Genomic DNA, 20523 nt, shown 5'->3' with positions numbered 1-20523 from the left:
TCAAATCTGCTCTGTCATTGCTGTGATGATGATCTTCGTTGTGTCCGGAGGAAGCGCGGTCGCAGAGGGTCCGGGCGACCCGACCGCCGTGAAGAAGGAAGACGACGGAAAGTGGCTCGATAAGGACGGAAACCCGACCTACAAGATTTCGGCCGACGGCACCGTGGACTGGTTCACCTATTCCGGATACCGCCGCTATCATTCGGACTGTCACGTGTGTCACGGCCCCGACGGCATGGGATCGACATACGCGCCGGCGCTGAGGGATTCCGTGAAGTCGATGAGCTACGGCGACTTCCTCGGCGTGGTCGCCTCCGGCCGCAAGAACATCTCGGCCGCGCAGGAGAACGTCATGCCGGCCTTCGGCGACAACCCGAACGTCGCCTGCTACATGGACGATCTCTACGTCTATCTCCGCGCGCGCTCCACCGACGCCTTGGGCCGGCAGCGTCCTGCGAAAAAGGAGGAGAAGACGGAGGCCTATACCCAGGCTGAAGACGCCTGCATGGGCAAGAAATGAACGTTACGAGGGCTGCCAGGACTACTTCTTGGCGCCTGATGAGAATTTGAGGAGCTACCGATGAAGACACGTGCCGCCGTTGCTTTCGAAGCCAAGAAGCCGCTCGAGATCGTCGAGGTCGATCTGGAAGGCCCGAAGGCCGGCGAAGTCCTGGTCGAGATCAAGGCGACGGGCATCTGCCATACCGACGCCTACACGCTCGACGGCTTCGACAGCGAGGGAATCTTCCCGTCGATCCTGGGACATGAGGGAGCCGGCATCATCCGCGAGATCGGCCCCGGCGTGACCTCGGTGAAACCGGGCGATCACGTCATCCCACTCTACACGCCGGAATGCCGGCAGTGCAAAAGCTGCCTCAGCCAGAAAACCAATCTCTGCACCGCGATCCGCGCGACGCAGGGCAAGGGCGTGATGCCCGACGGCACCAGCCGTTTCTCCTACAAGGGCAAGCCGATCTACCACTACATGGGTTGCTCGACCTTCTCGAACTTCACCGTGCTGCCCGAGATCGCGGTCGCCAAGATCCGCGAGGACGCGCCGTTCGACAAGAGCTGCTACATCGGCTGCGGCGTCACCACCGGCGTCGGCGCCGTCGTCAACACCGCCAAGGTGACGCCGGGCTCCAACGTGGTCGTGTTCGGCCTCGGCGGCATCGGCCTCAACGTCATCCAGGGTGCCAAGATGGCCGGCGCCGACAAGATCATCGGCGTCGACATCAACGATTCCAAGGAGGAATGGGGTCGCAGGTTCGGCATGACCGACTTCGTCAACCCGAAGAAGATCACCGGCGACATCGTTCAGCACCTCGTCGGCCTCACCGACGGCGGCGCCGACTACACCTTCGACTGCACCGGCAACACCACCGTGATGCGCCAGGCACTGGAGGCCTGCCATCGCGGCTGGGGCACCTCGATCATCATCGGCGTCGCCGAGGCCGGCAAGGAGATCGCCACCCGCCCGTTCCAGCTCGTCACCGGCCGCAACTGGCGCGGCACGGCCTTCGGCGGCGCGCGCGGGCGCACCGACGTGCCGAAGATCGTCGACTGGTACATGAACGGAAAGATCCAGATCGATCCGATGATCACCCACGTGCTCAAGCTCGAGGAAATCAACAAGGGCTTTGACCTCATGCACGAGGGCAAATCCATCCGTTCAGTCGTCGTGTTCTAGCTCGAAAACGTCACACCAAGGAGGATCGACCATGACTGTTGCACTCCATCCCTCGATTGACAACGGCATCAAGCAAGGCAGCGGCAGCTTCGCCGGCGGCACGCTGGCCTGCAAATGCAGCGACCATCCGGTGAAGGTCGGCATCAAGGGCGACGTCGCCCACAATCACGCCTGCGGCTGCACCAAGTGCTGGAAGCCGCAGGGCGCGACCTTCTCCGTCGTCGCCGTCGTGCCGCGCCAGAACGTCACCGTGCTCGAGAACGGCGACAAGCTCCAGATCGTCGACCCCTCCGCGGTGATCCAGCGTTACGCCTGCAAGGCCTGCGGCACGCACATGTACGGCCGGATCGAGAACAAGAACCATCCGTTCTACGGCCTCGACTTCATCCATCCCGAACTGTTCCAGGAGCAGGGCTCGCAGGCGCCGCAATTCGCCGCCTTCGTTTCCTCCGTGATCGAATCGGGTGTGAAGCCCGAGCAGATGGCCGGCATCCGTTCGCGGCTGAAGGAGATCGGCCTCGAGCCCTATGACTGCCTGTCCCCGCCCCTGATGGACGCGATCGCGACCCATGTCGCGAAGGCCAAAGCCGCTTAGGAAGACTGCCTGGACGCCCGCCTGAACTGGCCGGCCGCCGGATCTTGGCTACACCATCTGGAGCTCGCTGGCGTTCGTTGCCGCCAGCGAGCCTCACGGGTCCCCGCTGCCGGGACCACCGCGGCGCGATGCCGCCGCTTCTGCACCACGCGTGGGTGAGGACCATCGGCTCCTCAGTCCTGGTCTCTGAATGACTGCGCAGGACCGTCCGCTTCCTGCTTGAAGTTCGCGGTGCTCTGCGTTCTCCCTCCCTCGACTGAGGCCTACTGCTTCGTCCGTTCGGTGCAGCCGGCGGACGAAGCTTTTTTCGTTGCGCCCATTTGATGCGCAACGTGGCGGATGACGCGCCCTGCTTTTGACAAACCGTCGATGCAATCTTTTCCCGGTGAGAACACTCGGCTGTGAACGCCGGGTCGGCGCGATCTCTGCTAGGGTCGCGCCGTCACGATGCCGCACGACGTACAATCAATTAAGAAGAAAACGGGAGGTATCGAGCACATCCAGACATCGCTACCTGCGTTCCTGCCTCCCTCCGGGATTTGCTCGCGCGGGACTACGGCGGGATGTGGCGAGACGACGCACGAGCGGTCGCCGACCGGCGTCGGCGGACTTTGAATTTGGCATGCTTATGAAGAGCGAGGCACGATCATGATCAAGGTGAAGATCAACGGCCAGGAACAGAGCTGGGACGGTGACCCGGATCTCCCGCTACTCTGGTTCCTGCGTGACGAGGCCGGTCTCACCGGCACCAAATACGGCTGCGGCCAGGCCCTGTGCGGCTCCTGCACGGTCATCGTCGACAAGCAAGCGGTGCGCGCCTGCATCACGTCCGTCAACGACGTCGCCGGACGCGAGGTCACCACGATCGAAGGCCTGCATCCGAACGGCGATCACCCGGTGCAGAAGGCGTGGCGCCAGGTCAACGTGCCCCAATGCGGCTTCTGCCAGGCCGGCCAGATCATGCAGGCCGCGGCGCTTCTGATGGAGAATCCCAAACCCTCGCACGACCAGATCCGCGAGGCGATGTCCGGCAACATCTGCCGTTGCGGCTGCTATCAGCGCATCGAGAATGCCGTCCATCTCGCATCGACGGGAGTGTGACATGAACTTCATCGACAATCCCCGCAAGCTTCGCGGCTTCGAAAAGCACATCAAGGTCGAGAAGGTGTCGCGCCGCAGCATCCTGAAGGGGCTCGGCGTCACCGGCGGCTTCGTGCTCGCCGCCCCCGTGATGTCGCGCCAGGCGCTCGCCTATGAGACCGGCGCCGGCAAGATGCCGCATGGCGTCGTGGTCGATCCGCGCGTGTTCGTTTCGGTAGGCGCGGATGGCATCGTCACCATCGTCGGGCATCGTTCGGAAATGGGCACCGGCGTGCGCACCAGCCTGCCGCTGATCGTGGCCGAGGAGATGGAGGCCGACTGGTCCAGGGTCAAGGTGCAGCAAGCCCATGGCGACGAGGTCAAGTTCGGCAACCAGGACACCGACGGCTCGCGCAGCACGCGGCATTATCTGATCCCGATGCGCCAGATCGGCGCTTCGGCCCGCACCATGCTGGAGCAGGCCGCGGCCAAGCGCTGGGGCGTGCCGGCGACCGAGGTCAAGGCGGTCAACCACGAGGTCGTGCACAGCGCCAGCGGGCGCAAGCTCGGCTTCGGCGAGCTCGCTGCCGACGCCGCCAAGGAATCGGTGCCCAGCATCGAGGGCCTCAAGCTGAAGGACCCCAAGAACTTCCGTTATCTCGGCAAGGGCCAGATCGGCATCGTCGATCTCCACGACATCACCACCGGCAAGGCGAACTACGGCGCCGACGTGCGGCTGCCCGGCATGAAATATGCCGTGATCGCCCGTCCGCCGGTGACCGGCGGCAAGCTGGTCAAGTTCGAGCCGGCGGAGGCGCTGAAGGTCCCCGGTGTCGAGAAGGTGATGCAGGTGCGCGGCTGGCCGTGGCCCTCGAAATTCCAGCCGCTCGGCGGCGTCGCGGTGATCGCGCGCAACACGGGCGCGGCGATCAAGGGCCGCGACGCGCTGAAGCTGACCTGGGACGACGGTCCCAACGGCAAATACGACTCCGTCGCCTACCGCAAGGAGCTCGAGGAGGCCTCGCGCAAGCCGGGGCTCGTGCTGCGCAAGGAGGGCGATGCGGACGCTGCCCTGAAGAGCGCCGACAAGGTGATCGTCGGCGAATACTACCTTCCGCATCTCGCCCATGTCGCCATGGAGACGCCGGTGGCGGTCGCGGACGTCAAGGGCGACAAGGCCGAGATCTGGGCGCCGGTGCAGAGCCCCGGCGGCACCCGCGAGGACGTCGCCAAGACGCTCGGCATTCCCGAGGCCAACGTCACGGTCAACGTGACGCTGCTCGGCGGCGGGTTCGGACGCAAGTCGAAATGCGACTTTGCGCTCGAAGCCGCGCTGCTCTCGAAGGAGCTCGGCGCGCCGGTGAAGGTGCAGTGGACGCGGGAGGACGACATCCACAACGGCTTCCTGCACACCGTCTCGGTCGAGCGGATCGAGGCCGGCCTCGACAAGAGCGGCAAGGTGATCGCCTGGCGCCACCGCAGCGTGGCTCCCAGCATCGCCTCGACCTTTGCCGCCGGCACGGTGCATCAGGCGCCGTTCGAGATCGGCATGGGCCTGGTCGATATGCCGTTCGAGATCGCGAACATCTCGTGTGAGAACCCGCAAGCCGCGGCGTTCACCCGCATCGGCTGGTTCCGCGCGGTCTCGAACATCCCGCGCGCCTTCGCCGTCCAGTCGATGGTCGGCGAGATCGCGCAGGCAACGGGCCGCGACCAGAAAGACATGCTGCTCGAGCTGATCGGCTCGCCTCGCATCGTCAAGCCCAACGTGAAGGACCTCTGGAATTACGGCGAGCCCCAGGACAGCTACCCGATCGACACCGCGCGCCTGCGCAAGGTGGTCGAGCTGGTCGCCGAGAAGGGCGAATGGGGACGAAAGGTGCCGAAGGGCCACGGTCTCGGCATCGCCGTGCACCGCAGCTTCGTCAGCTACATCGCGACCATCGTCGAGGTCGCCGTCGACGACAAAGGCAAGCTGACGGTGCCGCGGGTCGACACGGCGATCGATTGCGGCACCTATGTCAACCCCGAGCGCATCGCTTCGCAGATCGAGGGCGCGGCGATCATGGGGCTCAGTCTCGCCAAATACGGCGAGATCACCTTCAAGGACGGCAAGGTGCAGCAGAAGAATTTTGACGACTTCCAGGTCGTCAGGATGGACGACTCGCCTGTGGTGACCAATGTTTACATCGTGCCGCCCGGACCCGACACGCCGCCGAGCGGCGTCGGCGAGCCCGGCGTTCCTCCGTTCGCGCCAGCCCTGATCAACGCGATCTTCGCAGCGACGGGAAAACGCATCCGCGCGCTTCCGATCGGCAAGCAATTGGAGGCGTGAGACGGAACCGAAGTGCGAGGCGGAACACAAGCCGCCTCGCGCCGTTTCCATCGATCTGACAGGAGCAGATCGATGACCAACATCTCAAGTGCGCTCGCAGTCTCGCTGTCGGGCGCCTTTCTTTTGACCGCCGCGGGCGCATTCGCCCAGAGCAACACGACGCCGCCGACCACCGCGACGCGCCCCACCGGCCCCGACCAGACTTCGCTGCCGAACGCCAATGCCCCGCCCGCCACCACCAACCAGACCACCGGGCAGCACAATCCGGATCCCAAGATTCGCGAGATGAACCAGAAGGAGAAGGATAAGGTCGAGCGCGAGGGGAAGTAGCTATCTGGCGCTGCGCAAACAAATGCGGCGGATGTTGCCATCCGCCGCATTCGCCACCCCCCGCTGCTCCGCTTCTTTCGATCCGCCCGCGGAGCTATTTCTTCAGCGCGAAGACCCAGACGACGCCGCCCTGCGGCACGTTGGCTTCAATGCCGATATTGTTGGTCACGAGTGCATCCTGGATGCGCTGCGCGTCGACGCCCCAGCCCGACTGGATCGCGATGTATTGCGTGCCGTCGATCTCATATGACACCGGCATGCCGACGATGCCGGAGTTGGTCTTCTGCTCCCACAACAGTTCGCCCGTCTTGGCGTGGAAGGCGCGGAAATAGCGGTCGTTGGTCCCGCCGACGAAGACGAGATCGCCCGCAGTCGCCGTGACCGATCCGAACAGATGCGACTTGGGGAAGTTGTGCTGCCAGACCTTCTTTCCGGTTGCGGGATCCCAGGCCTGCAGCTCGCCAAAATGATCCGCACCCGGCTTTACCTTCAGGCCGATGTCTTCCGGCTTGGTGCCGAGCCAGAGCTCGCCCGGCTTGAGTGGCACTTTCTCGCCGGTAAAGCCGCCGCAGAAATTCTCGTTGGCAGGCACGTAGACGAGGCCGGTCCTCTGGCTGTAGGCCGCCGATGGCCAATCCTTGCCGCCCCACAGCGAGGGACAGAACTCGACGCGCTTGCCGATCACCGGCTTGTGCGCTGGATCCACGATCGGCTTGCCGGTCTCGTCGATGCCCTTCCAGACGTCAGTGAAGACGAACGGCCATCCGGCGACGTAATTGATCTTGGTCGGAGTCCGCTCCAGCACCCAGAAGATCGCGTCGCGGCCGGGATGGACCAAGCTCTTGATGGTGCGGCCGTTGCGTTGCAAATCGATCAGCATCGGCGCGTCGACCTCATCCCAATCCCAGGAATCGTTCTGGTGGTATTGGTGATAGGCCTTGATCTTGCCAGTGTCGGGATCGAGCGCGAGCACCGATGCTGTGTAGAGATTGTCGCCGGGATGCGAGTCGCCGGGCCATGGCGCGGCATTGCCGACACCCCAATAGATCGTCCTGGTCTCCTTGTCGTAATTGCCTGTCATCCAGGCCGACCCGCCGCCGTTTTTCCAGTCGTCGCCTTGCCAGGTGTCATGACCGGGCTCGCCTTCACCGGGGATGGTGTAGGTCCGCCACAACTCTTTTCCCTCCTTGGCATCATAAGCAACGATATAGCCACGCACGCCGAACTCGCCGCCGGAGCCGCCGACAATGACCTTACCGTCGACGATCAAGGGCATCAGGGTGAGGTACTGCCCCTTCCTGTAGTCCTGCACCTTCGTGTCCCACAGCACCTTGCCGGTCTTGGCATCGAGCGCGACCACGTGGTCGTCCGTGGTGGCGAGGTAGAGCTTGTCCTCCCACAGACCAACGCCGCGGTTGGTCGGATGCAGCTGGAACAGATCGTCAGGAAGCTGCCGCTTGTAGCGCCAGTATTCGTCGCCGGTCTTCGCATTCAGCGCGATCACCTGGCCCATTGGGGTCGTCACGAACATCACGCCATTGTTGACGATCGGCGGGGCCTGATGGCCTTCGACCACGCCAGTGGAAAAGGTCCAGACCGGTGTGAGGTTCTTCACGTTGGAGGTGTTGATCTGATCGAGCGGGCTATAGCCGTGCCCGTCATAGGTGCGCCGGTAAAGCATCCAGTTGTGGGGCTCGGGGTTTTCCAGCCGCTGCGCGGTGACCGGAGAATAACTCTCGATCGGCCCCGATAGAGCGGCGGTTGAGGCAAGACACGTGAAGGCGACCAAGCCGGACAGTAACCATTGCTTCCTGATCATGGAAGTTTTCATGGACGTTCCCCTTTTTCATCCGCTTGAATTCTTTTTGTGATTTCTTGTCGTTCGTCCCGTCTTCCGCCCTTCGGCGGTGGCGGCTAGTCGTGAGGCGGGCCCAGCCCGCAACCGTCCATCATCCTGGCTGTGTGCCACCTACCTTTCCCATGAAATTGCCGGCGACGCTGAGCGAACCGTCAGCGAGCGCCAGCGGCAGCGCTGCTAGCCGCCGCGGCGCCGGCCCGAACACGACCTGCGCGCCCGCGCGGGGATCGAATTCGGAGTTGTGGCACATGCACTTGAAAACCTCCTTGTCGCCGACATCGCTCTTCACCCAGGCGGTGACGGGACAGCCGGCATGCGAGCAGATCGCCGAATAGGCGATGATGCCGTCGACGGCGCGCGCGCGGGTCTTCTCGTCGAGGTCGGCGGGATCGAGCTTGATGATCAGGATTTCGTTGAGCCGCGAGGCGCTGCGCACCACCGATGTGGTGGGGTCCTTCGGCCAGGCATGGATCGGCGGTCCACCGACCCGTAGATCAGCCGCAGTGATGAGCTTTCCCTCCTGGTCACCTTCGGAGAAGACGAGCAGATCGCCTTTCTGCGGCCGCTCATCCGAGCCGGGCGGATCCTCACCTGCGCGGGCCCTGGTTGAACAGCCGAGACACGCCGTCGTGGCCATCGCACCGAGCAGCAGGGATCGCCGTGTCTGTTCGGTGCCCGCTTCGACGTCGGGTTCCGTAGCATTTTCGGAAGATGATGAATGGGTATCGAACGATGCGCGAGCCATGCCCGCTAGCAGGCGCTGGAACTCTGCCGAAAACAAGGCGAAGACTTGGCGCCGCAGTGCATCAATATGGCTTTGCTCGCGCTGATTGCGTCGGAGTAAATGCGTTCAAGCGCGTTTTCGCGATTTCTACATGGCGTTGCGCGAATGGCATGATGATTTCGCAGATCAGATCCGATGATGGAGGAATTGCTGCGACGCCACGATGCGATGCGGAATCCCACGCAGGCATCGTGTCCTTCACGACCTGAGCACGTGACGCGGCGAAGCGATGCGGCCCGCAAGTGTTGCCGAGGCCATCTCAAAGCTGTCGGCGATACGACGCGCCTTGTCGATGAAGAGTGCAGCCGCCGCCGGCGGGCAGACCTCGCGCGCGGTCTGCTCGAACAGGTCGAGCCAGCGATCGAAATGGCCGCCGGCCAGGCTGAGCGGCAGGTGTGCCCGCATCGGTGAGCCATGATAGCGGCCGCTCATCAGCACGACCGACGACCAGAAATCCCTGAGCTTGGCGAGATGCTCGTCCCAATTCTGCACGACGCCGAAGACGGGCCCCAACAGCGCGTCCTCGCGCACGCGTCCGTAGAAGCGGGTGACGAGTTCTCCAATCATCTCCTCGGTGATCCCGGTTCGCTCGATCGCATCCTGGGTCAACAGGCTCCGGCGCGCGGCCGCAGCTTCCCGCTCGGCCTTCAGTCGATCCGACATGTCCTTTGCTATCCGTTCAGTTATCCCCGCAGGCCGCCCGTTCGACATTGTCGGGCCTATCGCACGCGGCGTCTTTGTCGCAGCGCAAATTGCGGGATGTGGCGGCGGACGCTGGGCGCCCGCCGCCAATGCCTTCGTCAGGCGGAATAAGTGTAGAAGCCCTGCCCGGTCTTGCGGCCGAGATGGCCGGCATCGACCATCTCTTTCAGCAGCGGCGCTGGCCGATATTTAGGATCGTTGAAGCCCTTGTAAAAGACCTCCATCACCGAAAGCATGGTGTCGAGCCCGACGAGATCGGCAAGTGCGAGCGGCCCGATCGGATGGTTGCAGCCGAGCTTCATGCCCGCGTCGATCTCTTCCGCCGTCGCGATGCCCTCCTGGAGCGCGAAGATCGCCTCGTTGATCATCGGACAGAGGATGCGGTTGACGGCGAAGCCCGGGCTGTTCTTGGCCGTGATCGCCACTTTGCCGACGCGCTTGGCGAAATCCAGCGCCTTGGCATGGGTGTCGTCCGAGGTCTGCAGGCCGCGGATGAGCTCGAGCAGCGCCATCACCGGCACCGGGTTGAAGAAGTGCATGCCGATGAAGCGGTCGGGACGGTCGGTCGCGGCGGCGAGCTTGGTGATCGAGATCGAGGAGGTGTTGGTCGCGACCAGCGTGCGCGGCGACAGGGTGGCGCAGAGATCCTTCAGGATCTTGACCTTGAGCTCCTCGTTCTCGGTCGCGGCCTCGATGACGAGGTCGCAATCCGACAGCTTCGCCCGGTCCGTGGTGCCGGTGATGCGCTTGAGCGTCGCCTCGCGGTCGGCCGCCGACATCTTCTCTTTTTTGACCAGCCGCTCGAGGCTTCCGCCGACGGTCGAAAGGCCGCGGTTCACCGCCGCATCGGAAATATCGACCATTACGACCGAGAGGCCGGCGGCCGCGCAGACCTGCGCGATGCCGTTCCCCATGGTCCCTGCCCCGATGATGCCAACGGTCTGGATCATTGCGTCACATCCTTCATCCTTGCGGGCGCGCCAGTCGCAGCCCGGCTCCATTGTTCCTGCATTAGGGTCTAGCACCGCCATTGGGCCGGCGCGACCCGATCCTGTTCCTTAGCGCATCCGAGGCCGGAAGAAAGCCGCCCGCGGGGCCGGCCAGGTGCCTCGTTGACCGATCATCCTGAGCCCTTCTCCAACGGCTCCGGCGGGGCTGCCCACCCCCTGGCCCCTTGATTATGGCAGCGGCAGCAGCGAGAAGGGCGGCGCGGGGCTACCGCGGAACAGGGGCTTGCCCGAGACCGGATGAACGATTTCGCACGATCCATCGGTGCCGCCTTTGCGCTGATCGGCGACGCCGACACCGAGCTATTGGGCATCGTCGCCCTGTCGTTGCGGGTCAGCCTGACCGCCAGCATCCTGGCGCTCCTGATCGGCGCCCCCTTTGGAGCCCTGCTTGCGATCACCCGCTTCCGGGGACGCCAAATCATCATCATTCTGACCAATGCCCTGCTCGGGCTTCCGCCGGTCGTGGTCGGGCTCGCGCTCTATCTTCTGCTGTCGCGGTCCGGCCCGTTCGGGGCGGCGGGCTTGTTGTTCACGCCGGCCGCCATGGTGATCGCGCAGACGCTACTGGCGACGCCGATCGTGGTGGCGCTGGTGCACCGGCCGGCAAGCCTGTTGTGGGCGGAGTATGGCGACCTGGCGCGGATCGACGGGCTGTCGGCCCTGCGCAGCATGGCCCTGCTGTTCGCGCTCGGCCGGACCTCGTTGCTGACGGCCTTTCTCGCCGCGTTCGGGCGCGCCATTGCGGAAGTCGGTGCCATCATCATCGTCGGTGGCAACATCCGTGGCTTCACCCGCACGATGACGACGGCGATCGCGCTGGAAACCAGCAAAGGCGAGCTGCCGCTGGCGCTCGGACTCGGGCTGATCCTGCTCGCTCTCAGCGTCGCGGTCTCGACCGTCGCCTTCGTCCTAGTTGGGCGCGTTGGGGAAAAATAGCTGCTCGCCGCCGACCTTGTACCCGGCGATCGCTTGCTGCCCTTGCGGCGAAACCAGCCAGTCGACGAAGGCCTGTCCCTCCTTTGCCTTCACGTTCGGATGCTTTGCAGGATTGACCAGCATGACGCCGTACTGGTTGAAGAGCCGCTTGTCACCCTCGGTCAAGATGGCGAGTTCGCCACGGTTCTTGAACGACAGCCAGGTGCCGCGGTCTGACAGGAGGTAGGCGTTCGACGACGAGGCCATGTTCAGCGCCGGGCCCATGCCTTGGCCGATCTCCCGATACCAAATGTCCTTGCCGGCACTGAGGTCGACGCCAGCCTCCTTCCATAGTCTCAGCTCGGCCGCATGCGTGCCGGACTTGTCGCCGCGCGAGATGAACGGCGCCTTTGCGGTCGCAATCTTGCGCAGCGCCTCGGCCACGTCCTTGCTGCCCGAGATCTGCGCCGGATCGCTTTTGGGGCCGATGAGGACGAAGTCGTTGTACATGACGTCGAAGCGCTTCACGCCCTGCCCTTCGGACATGAACCTGTCCTCGGCGGGCCTGTCATGGACGAACACCACGTCGGCATCGCCGCGCCGCCCGATGTCCAGCGCCTGGCCGGTGCCGACGGCGACGACCTTCACGCCGATGCCTTCGGCCTTAGAGAACAGCGGCAGCAGATGACCGAACAGCCCCGACTGTTCCGTCGAGGTGGTTGAAGCCACGGTGATGGTGCGATCCTGTGCGGATGCGATGGTGGACCAGAGCAGAACCGCGATGGTGACAAGCTTCCTCATGCGACGACCTCGGCCAGACAATGACGGCTCTGAATAGCGGCTCGCGAGGATGGCGGGAACCCCAAGCTTCGGATCGCAACGAGAGTTGATGCGGGCGGTGCACCTCGCAGAAAAAGCGCGCCGGCGCGCGCTAGGCACGCCTGCAAAACAAGAAGTGAAAAAACAACCCCATGCACAGTAGCGATGGGGTTGAAAGGCTTGAGCATTTCGGTGTTGCCGAAGACACGCTTGCGGCGTCGGGCAAAACAGGGGTATTATTGCATCATCGGCTGCTGTGCGGGTTGCGTAACTCGGGCGGATGCGCACTGGATGCGCGGATGTTCTGCAATTGGTCCACCCTACATTGACACGGATGTGACGGCCGGGGCAGGTTTTCATATTGCTGACGAATCAGCGATTGCCTCACGCCGAGCACCTCTTGGACAACTCCCAGTGCTTTCGAGACTGATATCGTTGCTGCGCCGCATCCCTGCGGTGAATTGGGCGTTTTCCCGACTCCGGCCTGTGCCGCACAGCGGCAACATTGAGGTCGCGCCGACCGCCACGGACGCTTCGCCCGCCATCATCGAAGACGTCGAGGTCCGGGCTCAAGCTCCAAGCGCCGAGATCAGCACCGCCCCGGTGCGCGACGACGCTGCCCCCGGCACCAAGGCTCTGGTCGCGGAGAACGATGCGGCTGTGTCTGTCGTCGCGGAGAATCCGTCCGACGAAATCCGTATCAGCGGGGACGCCTCTCCGGAGACCGTGACGGAAATCGAGGCGCCCGCGACGCCGCCAGTCTCCGAGGAGGTGCTGACTGCATCGGTCGGTGCGGAGAGCGGGCCAGTTGCAGCCTCTGATCTCGCCATCGTTGACGACGATGCATCGCCTGCTGAGATTCCTGCAGAGATCGACTCCGCCGTCATAGAGCAGGTTGTGATTTCGTCAGCGGACGTCACGACCGCCTTGACTGATGTCCCTGATGTCATCATCGAGGCAGCCTCCTCGCCCGACGTTTCCGCCGCCGTCGATCCGGTCGCTGTCGAAGAAGTCGAGCTTCTCCGCGCCGAGGCCGATAGCGTCACGACTGATGCCTCTGAAGCCAGCGCCGACAGCGAACCGGCGCCCGTTGTCGAAAGCCCGCAAGTCCCTACAAACGATGTTCCGCTCGCTGCGGCAACTAACGACTCCTTGAGCGGCGTCACCGCCATCGAGCCGGTTCAGCCTCTCGCGTCTCCCCCTTCCGAGCTCCGCCGCGTACCGAAAGTTCGCGCGAGAGCCGCAGAGCCCGCCGACCGCGCCGCGCTGATCCGGCAGCGCTGGGCGGAGAGCGGAATCAGGATGTGGAATCCGCGGCTGCACGGCACCGGCGAAGCCGCGCTGAACATCCAGGGAAGCATCGGGCTGCTGCCCCCGGCACCCGGCGAGACAATGCCGCGCTACGACAAGCTGGAATTCAGGATGCTCGGCGGACAGATCGTCTGTGAGGGCGTGATCGTCGAGGCACCGGTTCAGGCGAGCCATCGGAGCTTCACGCAGCTTGCCGAGCCGCGGACCAGCGAGCGCGTCCGCGAACCGGCGCGCGAGCGCCAGGCCGTCCTCGCCTGATCCGACCGTGGCCATGTGCTAGGCTGATGTCGCGCATGGGCGATAGCAGGCGGTAGCTGCAGCGATTTCGGGCGACCTCTGCCTGAGACGTGCGCACGCTGCGGCCGGATATCCTTAACGGGACCTCACCAATGCACGCGATCGGAAAATCGTAAGGCAGCGCGCAACCAGTGCTGGCCTGCCCGGGCCAGAATTGATCTAACGGGCCCTTTACCCCTGCCGTGCAAGATTGCCCACGTTTTTCAGGGGATCTGGGGCTCGTATTGCAATGCCTGTTGCCGATTTGAAATCTCATCTTGCCGCCGCGATGCGATTGTTTCGCGTTCCCGCCGACAATCCGGACCTGACGCGGGCGCAGTTCGACGCCTTCTCCAAGCAGATCCCGCTGCTCTACTTCATCCTCATCAGCAACACGATTGCGGTCGCCTACACCTATGTGAACGTGGCGCCGGACTGGCTGACGATGATCGTGCCGGCCGTGCTGACGGTGCTCGCGGCCTTACGGACTTTCTGGTGGCTGCGCCAGCGCCGGCTGGTGCGCAGCGATGCCGACATCCTGCGCAATCTGCGCGCCACCAACTGGCTGACCCTGCCGATCGGTGCCGGCTTCACCGCCTGGTCCTTCGCGCTCTACCCCTACGGCGATCCCTTCGCCAAGAGCCAGGTCGCGTTCTACATGGCGGTCACCGTGATCGGCTGCATCTTCTCGCTGATGCATCTGCGCTCGGCGGCGCTGATCGTGACGCTGATCGTCGACGTGCCCTATGTGCTGTTCTTCTTCGCCACGGGCGAGCCGACGCTGAAGGCGATCGCGGTCAACAACCTCCTGGTTTCCGCCGCGATGGTGACGGTGCTGTTCATCTACTATCGCGACTTCGCCGATCTCGTCGCCAGCCGCAAGTCGCTGCTCTCGCAACAGGCGGCGACGCAGGCGCTCTCTGACGAGAACTTCCGCCTTGCCAATCTCGATTCACTCACCGAGCTGCCGAACCGCCGCCGCTTCTTCGCCGAGCTGTCGAGCGCCTTCACCGATGCCGAACGCAGGAAAGTTCGGATCGCGGTCGGCATCATCGATCTCGACGGTTTCAAGCCGATCAACGACAATTACGGCCATTCGGTGGGAGACCGCGTCCTGATCGAGGCCGGCCGGCGCATCCGCGAGGTCTGCGAGAGTTTTGGTCCGCAACGGGTCGAATTCGCCCGATTAGGCGGCGACGAGTTCGGCCTGGTCGTTTGCGGCGACCCCGACGATGCGGACCTGCTGCGGCTGGGCCAGCGCATCGGTGACCAGGTCAGACTTCCCTATCAGCTCGACACTGCCCATACCGGGCTGTCCTGCTCGATCGGCTTTGCCTCGTTTCCCCAATCGGCAACGACCGCGGAAGCACTCTATGAATGTGCCGACTATTCGCTCTATCATGCCAAGCGCCATCTGCGCGGCCGCACCGTGATCTTCTCGAGCGAGCTCGAGGCCGAGATCCGCAGTCGCGGAGTCATCGAGAATCTGCTGCGCACCGCCGATTTCGGCACCGAGATGGACCTGGTGTTCCAGCCGATCGTCGATGCCATGAGCGAGCACACCGCCGGCTTCGAGGTTCTCGCGCGCTGGCGCAGCGCCCGCCTCGGCCTGGTCTCCCCGGCCGATTTCATTCCGGCCGCCGAGCGCATCGGACTGATCCGGCCGCTGACGCAAGCGCTGCTCGTGCGCGCGCTCGCCATCGCCAGGACATGGCCCGATCACATCCGCCTGTCGTTCAATCTCTCAGCCCACGATGTCTGTGCGGCGGAGGGCATCCTGCCGCTGATCTCGATCATCGAGAAGAGCGGGCTGCCGCCGCGCCGGATCGATTTCGAGATCACCGAGACCGCCGTCACCTTCGACTTCGTCCGCGCACAGCAATCGATCGCAACGCTGAAGGCAATGGGCTGCGGCATTTCGCTGGACGATTTCGGCACCGGCTATTCGTCGCTGAGCCACGTGCACCGGCTGCCGCTCGACAAGATCAAGGTCGACCGCAGCTTCGTTTCCGACATCAACGAGAATCCCGTCAGCCACAAGATCATCAAATCGCTCACCGGTCTCTGCGACGACATGGAGATCGCCTGCGTCGTCGAGGGCGTCGAGACGCGTGCTCAGCTCGACACCCTGCGCCGCCTGGGATGCGACTTCATCCAGGGTTACTATTTCGCCAAGCCCATGCCGGCCGATGCGATTGGCGACCATCTTGCGAAGGAGAGCCGGCGCCTCGACGGCACCGGGACCAAGGTCGTGGCCTAAAGCGCGATGCGCACTTTAGGTTATTGTTTGAGCATAATCTTTTCGGAAAACCGCTACGCACTTTTCCGGATCATGCTCTAAAGCCTCGTCTACTCCGCCAGACTCGGCAGATCGAGCCCCTTGTCGCGCGCGCACTCGATCGCGATGTCGTAGCCTGCATCGGCGTGGCGCATGACGCCGGTGGCGGGATCGTTCCACAGCACGCGCTCGATCCGCTTCGCAGCCTCGGGCGTGCCGTCGGCGACGATCACCATGCCCGCGTGCTGCGAATAGCCGATGCCGACGCCGCCGCCATGATGCAGCGACACCCAGGTCGCTCCGCTGGCGCAATTGAGCAGCGCATTGAGCAGCGGCCAATCGGACACCGCATCCGATCCGTCCTTCATCGCCTCGGTCTCGCGGTTGGGGCTCGCCACCGAGCCGCTGTCGAGATGATCGCGGCCGATCACGATCGGCGCTTTCAATTCGCCACGCGCCACCATCTCGTTGAAGGCAAGACCGAGGCGATGGCGATCGCCGAGGCCGACCCAGCAGATGCGTGCCGGCAGGCCCTGGAATTTGATGCGCGCCTTTGCCATGTCGAGCCAATTGTGCAGATGCTTGTCGTCAGGCATCAGCTCCTTGACCTTGACATCGGTCTTGAAGATGTCCTCGGGATCGCCCGACAGCGCGGCCCAGCGGAATGGCCCGACGCCGCGACAGAACAGGGGGCGGATATAGGCGGGCACGAAGCCGGGGAAATCGAAGGCGTTCTTCAGGCCCATGTCCTGTGCCATCTGGCGGATGTTGTTGCCGTAGTCGAGCGTCGGAATGCCCTGGGCATGGAAATCCAGCATGGCCTGGACATGCTCGACCATCGACGTCTTCGAGGCGCGCTCCACTGCCTTCGGATCGGACGCGCGCTTGGCTTCCCATTCGGCAAGCGTCCAGCCCTTCGGCAAGTAGCCGTTGATGGGATCGTGCGCGCTGGTCTGGTCGGTGACGATGTCGGGCTTGACGCCGCGGCGCACCAGCTCAGGGAAGATCTCCGCGGCGTTGCCGAGCAGGCCGACCGAGACCGCCTTGTTCGTCTTCGCGGCGTCCGCCATGATCGCGAGCGCTTCATCAAGCGTTGCGGCTTGCCGGTCGAGATAGCCGGTCCGCAGGCGCATCTCGATGCGGCTCGGCTGGCATTCGACCGCAAGCATCGAAGCGCCGGCCATGGTCGCCGCCAGCGGCTGCGCGCCGCCCATGCCTCCCAAGCCGGCCGTGAGAATCCATTTACCGGCGAGGCTGCCGCCGTAATGACGCCGACCGACCTCGACGAACGTTTCATAGGTGCCCTGCACGATGCCCTGGCTGCCGATATAGATCCAGGAGCCCGCCGTCATCTGGCCGTACATCATCAGGCCCTGGCGATCGAGCTCGTTGAAATGATCGAGCGTCGCCCAATGCGGCACGATGTTGGAATTCGCGATCAGCACGCGCGGTGCATCGGCATGGGTGCGGAACACGCCGACCGGCTTGCCGGACTGCACCAGCAGCGTCTGGTCGGCCTCGAGCTTGCGCAAGGCCGCAACGATCCGGTCAAAACTCTCCCAGTCGCGCGCGGCGCGGCCGATGCCGCCATAGACGACAAGCTCGCTCGGGCGCTCCGCGACGTCAGGATCGAGATTGTTCATCAGCATGCGCAGCGGCGCTTCGGTCGACCAGCTCTTGGCGCTGATGTCGCTGCCGCGGGGAGCGCGGATGGTGCGGTCATTGTCCAGACGGCGGTTCATGCGGACCTCTTCAGACGAGTCTCGGAAACGGATCGGTGGGAAGCTGGGCGAGCGCGGCAGCTGGAAGCGCATCGGCTTCGATCAATGCAGCGGCCTTGGCGAGATCGCCGGCCATGTAGCGATCGGCACCCAGTGCGGGCACCTGCTCACGCAACGCGGCAATGACGGCGACCAGCGGCGCACTGGTTGCATGCGGCGCGCGCAGCGTGATGCCTTGGGCAGCGACCAGAAGCTCGATGCCGAGGATGGCGGCGAGATTGTCGGCCATGTCGGACAGGCGCCGCGCGGCATGCGCGGCCATCGAGACATGGTCTTCCTGGTTGGCGCTGGTCGGCGTCGAGTCGATCGAGCAGGCGAGCGCGCGCTGCTTGTTCTCGGCATAGAGTGCGGCCGCCGTCACCTCGGCGATCATGAAGCCGGAATTGATGCCGGGATCGGGGGTGAGGAACGGCGGCAGGCCGAAATTGAGCGCGGGATCGACCAGCGTCGCGATGCGCCGCTCGCTGATCGCGCCGATTTCCGACAGCGCCAGCGCGATGGCATCTGCGGCAAACGCCACCGGCTCGGCGTGGAAATTGCCGCCGGAGACGATCTCCCCGGTCTCGACCAGCACCAGCGGGTTATCGGTGACGGCATTGGCCTCCACGATCAGCGTGCGCGCGGCCTGCGTGATCAGATCGAGCGCGGCACCCGCAACCTGTGGCTGGCAGCGCAGGCAATAGGGATCCTGCACGCGTTCATCGCCCTCGAGATGCGACAGCCGGATGTCGCTGCCGTCGAGCAACGCATTCAGCGTCGCAGCCGCCGCGATCTGGCCGGCATGGCCGCGCAGCGCCTGGATTTCGGGGCGGAACGGTGCCGTCGAGGCCATCGCCGCATCCACCGACAGTGCACCGGTCACCAGTGCGGCGCGGGCGAGGCGATATGCACGCAGCACGCCCGATAGCGCGTAGGCGGTCGAGAATTGCGTGCCGTTGATCAGCGCGAGGCCTTCCTTGGGCCCAAGCGTCAGCGGCGTGAGGCCGGCGGCCGCAAGTGCCTCGCTGCCGGATACAGTCTTGCCATCGATGATCGCCTGCCCTTGGCCGATCATCACGGCCGTCATATGCGCAAGCGGTGCCAGATCGCCGGAGGCGCCGACCGAGCCCTGCTGCGGCACCAGCGGATAGACGCCACGGGCCAGCATGTCCTGCAACTGCTCGATCACCGCGCGGCGCACGCCGGAAGCGCCGCGGCCGAGCGAGACGATCTTCAGCGCCATCATCAGGCGGACGATGGGCTCCGGCGTCGGCTGGCCGACGCCGCAGCAATGCGAGACGATCAGGTTGCGCTGAAGCAGCGCGGTCTGGTCCGGCGGAATGCGCTTCGACGCGAGCTTCCCGAAGCCGGTGTTGATGCCGTAGACGGGGACGTCGGCCTGCGCGGCCTGCGCAACGATCAGCGCAGCCGCATCGACACGCGGCCAGAACGAAGGATCGAGCAAGACGGGAGCACCTTCGAGCACGCGCGCGAGATCGTCGAGGCTCACTGTTCCCGGCTTGACGACGATCGCTGTCTCCTGCTCCGTCATTGCCCCCTCCATACCCGCTTGTGCAGCGGATTGAAGCCGATGCGGTAGACCAGTTCGGCCGGCCGCTCGATCTCCCAGATCGCGAGGTCGCACCATTTGCCGGCATCCTGTGTGCCGGTCTCATGCAGGAGGCCGAGCGCCCGCGCGCCTTCACGGGTGACGCCGGCGAGGCACTCGGCCACATTCATCCGGAACAATGTCGCGCCCATGTTCATCGCGAGCAGCAGCGAGGTCAGTGGCGAGCTGCCGGGATTGCAGTCGGTCGCCAGCGCCATGGGAACGTTGTGCTTGCGGAACGTCTCGACCGGCGGCTTCTGCGTCTCGCGAATGAAGTAGAACGCGCCCGGCAGCAGCACGGCGACAGTGCCGGCCCTCGCCATGGCGGCGGCACCGGCTTCATCTGTATGCTCGAGATGATCGGCCGAGAGTGCCGAGAATTTCGCGGCAAGCGCGGCGCCGCCGAGATTCGAGAGCTGGTCGGCATGGAGCTTGACTGGCAGTCCAAGTCCCCTCGCCGTTTCGAACACCCGCGCGGTCTGCTCGGCGGAGAATGCGATGCCCTCCATGAAGGCATCGACGGCATCGGCGAGGCCCGCTTTTGCGACCGCCGGCAGCATCTCCTTGCAGACGAGATCGATGTAACTATCCTTGTCGCCACCCGCCTCGACCGGCAGCGCATGCGCACCCAAGAACGACGTGCGGATCGTAACAGGCCGCTCACGGCCGAGGCTGCGCGCAGCCGCGAGCTGGCGCATCTCGGTTTCTGTGTCGAGGCCGTAGCCGGACTTGATCTCGACCGTAGTGGCGCCCTCAGCCGTCAGCGCGTCGAGCCGCGGCAGCGCGCCTGCGACGAGCTCGGCTTCGCTCGCCTGGCGCGTTGCCGCCACGGTCGAGACGATGCCACCGCCGGCGCGCGCGATCTCCTCGTAGCTCGCCCCCTTCAGGCGCAGCTCGAATTCATGCGCGCGGTTGCCGCCATAGACCAGATGGGTATGGCAGTCGACGAGACCAGGCGTGATCCAGCGCCCCTTGCAATCGATCCGCTCGATAGCGTCTGCATCGGCGGGAAAATCCGCTTTCGCGCCCGCATAGGCGATGCGACCGCCGCGTGCGGCGATGACACCATGCTCGATCTCGCCAAGATCGGGACGATCGACCCGCATCGTCGCGAGGCGGGCATTGTGCCAGATCCGGTCGAAGCGCTCTGCCATGCGGGTATCCCTTCGCC

Annotated in this window: 17 protein-coding genes; 9 read left to right on the top strand and 8 right to left on the bottom strand. The window is 64.5% G+C overall.

What is annotated here, in order from left to right:
• Window positions 1-28: 28 nt before the first annotated feature.
• The 6 genes from I6F28_RS30620 to I6F28_RS30595 all read left to right on the top strand — a co-directional run bounded on the left by I6F28_RS30620 (window position 29) and on the right by I6F28_RS30595 (window position 6030).
• Window positions 29-520, top strand: coding sequence for a c-type cytochrome, methanol metabolism-related (locus tag I6F28_RS30620; protein ID WP_036007993.1), 492 nt, complete (start codon window positions 29-31; stop codon window positions 518-520).
• 60 nt (window positions 521-580) lie between these two features.
• Entirely contained in the window at window positions 581-1690 is a 1110-nt protein-coding gene (locus I6F28_RS30615; RefSeq protein WP_027574628.1) for an S-(hydroxymethyl)glutathione dehydrogenase/class III alcohol dehydrogenase, read from the top strand.
• A 31-nt stretch (window positions 1691-1721) separates the two neighbouring features.
• Window positions 1722-2285, top strand: coding sequence for an S-(hydroxymethyl)glutathione synthase (gfa, locus tag I6F28_RS30610; RefSeq protein WP_036007953.1), 564 nt, complete (start codon window positions 1722-1724; stop codon window positions 2283-2285).
• Between the two features lie 648 nt (window positions 2286-2933).
• Entirely contained in the window at window positions 2934-3386 is a 453-nt protein-coding gene (locus I6F28_RS30605) for a (2Fe-2S)-binding protein (RefSeq protein WP_024342565.1), read from the top strand.
• Between the two features lies 1 nt (window position 3387).
• Window positions 3388-5700, top strand: a complete 2313-nt coding sequence (locus I6F28_RS30600; protein ID WP_225127673.1) for a xanthine dehydrogenase family protein molybdopterin-binding subunit — start codon at window positions 3388-3390, stop codon at window positions 5698-5700.
• A gap of 72 nt (window positions 5701-5772) precedes the next feature.
• On the top strand, window positions 5773-6030 hold the full coding sequence (locus I6F28_RS30595) for a hypothetical protein (RefSeq protein WP_225127674.1): 258 nt from the start codon (window positions 5773-5775) through the stop codon (window positions 6028-6030).
• A gap of 94 nt (window positions 6031-6124) precedes the next feature.
• On the opposite strand, the gene I6F28_RS30590 is transcribed toward I6F28_RS30595, so the two are convergent.
• From I6F28_RS30590 to I6F28_RS30575, 4 genes are all read right to left on the bottom strand, one after another.
• Window positions 6125-7849, bottom strand: a complete 1725-nt coding sequence (locus I6F28_RS30590) for a methanol/ethanol family PQQ-dependent dehydrogenase (protein ID WP_085972394.1) — start codon at window positions 7847-7849, stop codon at window positions 6125-6127.
• Between the two features lie 130 nt (window positions 7850-7979).
• Window positions 7980-8633 (bottom strand): QcrA and Rieske domain-containing protein, encoded by a 654-nt coding sequence (locus tag I6F28_RS30585; RefSeq protein WP_036007969.1) that lies wholly within the window; start codon window positions 8631-8633, stop codon window positions 7980-7982.
• 237 nt (window positions 8634-8870) lie between these two features.
• On the bottom strand, window positions 8871-9335 hold the full coding sequence (locus I6F28_RS30580; RefSeq protein WP_036029348.1) for a group III truncated hemoglobin: 465 nt from the start codon (window positions 9333-9335) through the stop codon (window positions 8871-8873).
• A 137-nt stretch (window positions 9336-9472) separates the two neighbouring features.
• Window positions 9473-10324, bottom strand: coding sequence for a 3-hydroxybutyryl-CoA dehydrogenase (locus I6F28_RS30575; protein ID WP_036007996.1), 852 nt, complete (start codon window positions 10322-10324; stop codon window positions 9473-9475).
• A 297-nt stretch (window positions 10325-10621) separates the two neighbouring features.
• Between I6F28_RS30575 and I6F28_RS30570 the strand changes: the two genes are divergently transcribed.
• On the top strand, window positions 10622-11320 hold the full coding sequence (locus I6F28_RS30570) for an ABC transporter permease (RefSeq protein ID WP_036007971.1): 699 nt from the start codon (window positions 10622-10624) through the stop codon (window positions 11318-11320).
• Here the strand turns inward: I6F28_RS30570 and I6F28_RS30565 are convergent.
• Entirely contained in the window at window positions 11294-12100 is an 807-nt protein-coding gene (locus I6F28_RS30565) for an ABC transporter substrate-binding protein (protein ID WP_225127675.1), read from the bottom strand. The two genes, I6F28_RS30570 and I6F28_RS30565, sit on opposite strands and share 27 nt — an antisense overlap.
• Before the next feature lie 453 nt (window positions 12101-12553).
• On the opposite strand from I6F28_RS30565, the gene I6F28_RS30560 reads away from it, so the two are divergent.
• Together I6F28_RS30560 and I6F28_RS30555 are read left to right on the top strand one after the other, a co-directional pair.
• On the top strand, window positions 12554-13687 hold the full coding sequence (locus tag I6F28_RS30560) for a hypothetical protein (RefSeq protein ID WP_225127676.1): 1134 nt from the start codon (window positions 12554-12556) through the stop codon (window positions 13685-13687).
• 268 nt (window positions 13688-13955) lie between these two features.
• Entirely contained in the window at window positions 13956-15965 is a 2010-nt protein-coding gene (locus I6F28_RS30555) for a putative bifunctional diguanylate cyclase/phosphodiesterase (RefSeq protein WP_225142622.1), read from the top strand.
• Window positions 15966-16054: 89 nt separating this feature from the next.
• Here I6F28_RS30555 and hutU read toward each other — a convergent pair whose 3' ends face one another.
• Genes hutU through hutI form a run of 3 tightly spaced genes read right to left on the bottom strand, consistent with a single transcriptional unit; the run spans window position 16055 to window position 20506 of the window.
• Window positions 16055-17725 (bottom strand): urocanate hydratase, encoded by a 1671-nt coding sequence (gene hutU, locus I6F28_RS30550; RefSeq protein WP_225127678.1) that lies wholly within the window; start codon window positions 17723-17725, stop codon window positions 16055-16057.
• Between the two features lie 10 nt (window positions 17726-17735).
• Entirely contained in the window at window positions 17736-19295 is a 1560-nt protein-coding gene (gene hutH / locus I6F28_RS30545; protein ID WP_225127680.1) for a histidine ammonia-lyase, read from the bottom strand.
• On the bottom strand, window positions 19292-20506 hold the full coding sequence (hutI, locus tag I6F28_RS30540; RefSeq protein WP_225127682.1) for an imidazolonepropionase: 1215 nt from the start codon (window positions 20504-20506) through the stop codon (window positions 19292-19294). Before hutI ends, hutH begins: the two co-directional genes overlap by 4 nt.
• Window positions 20507-20523 lie beyond the last annotated feature (17 nt).

Source organism: Bradyrhizobium sp. NBAIM14 (genome assembly GCF_020193895.1).
In the GTDB taxonomy this organism is placed as follows: Bacteria; Pseudomonadota; Alphaproteobacteria; order Rhizobiales; family Xanthobacteraceae; genus Bradyrhizobium; species Bradyrhizobium yuanmingense.
Note: the sequence above shows the minus strand (reverse complement) of the source record. Positions and strands in the feature narration are given on the sequence as shown.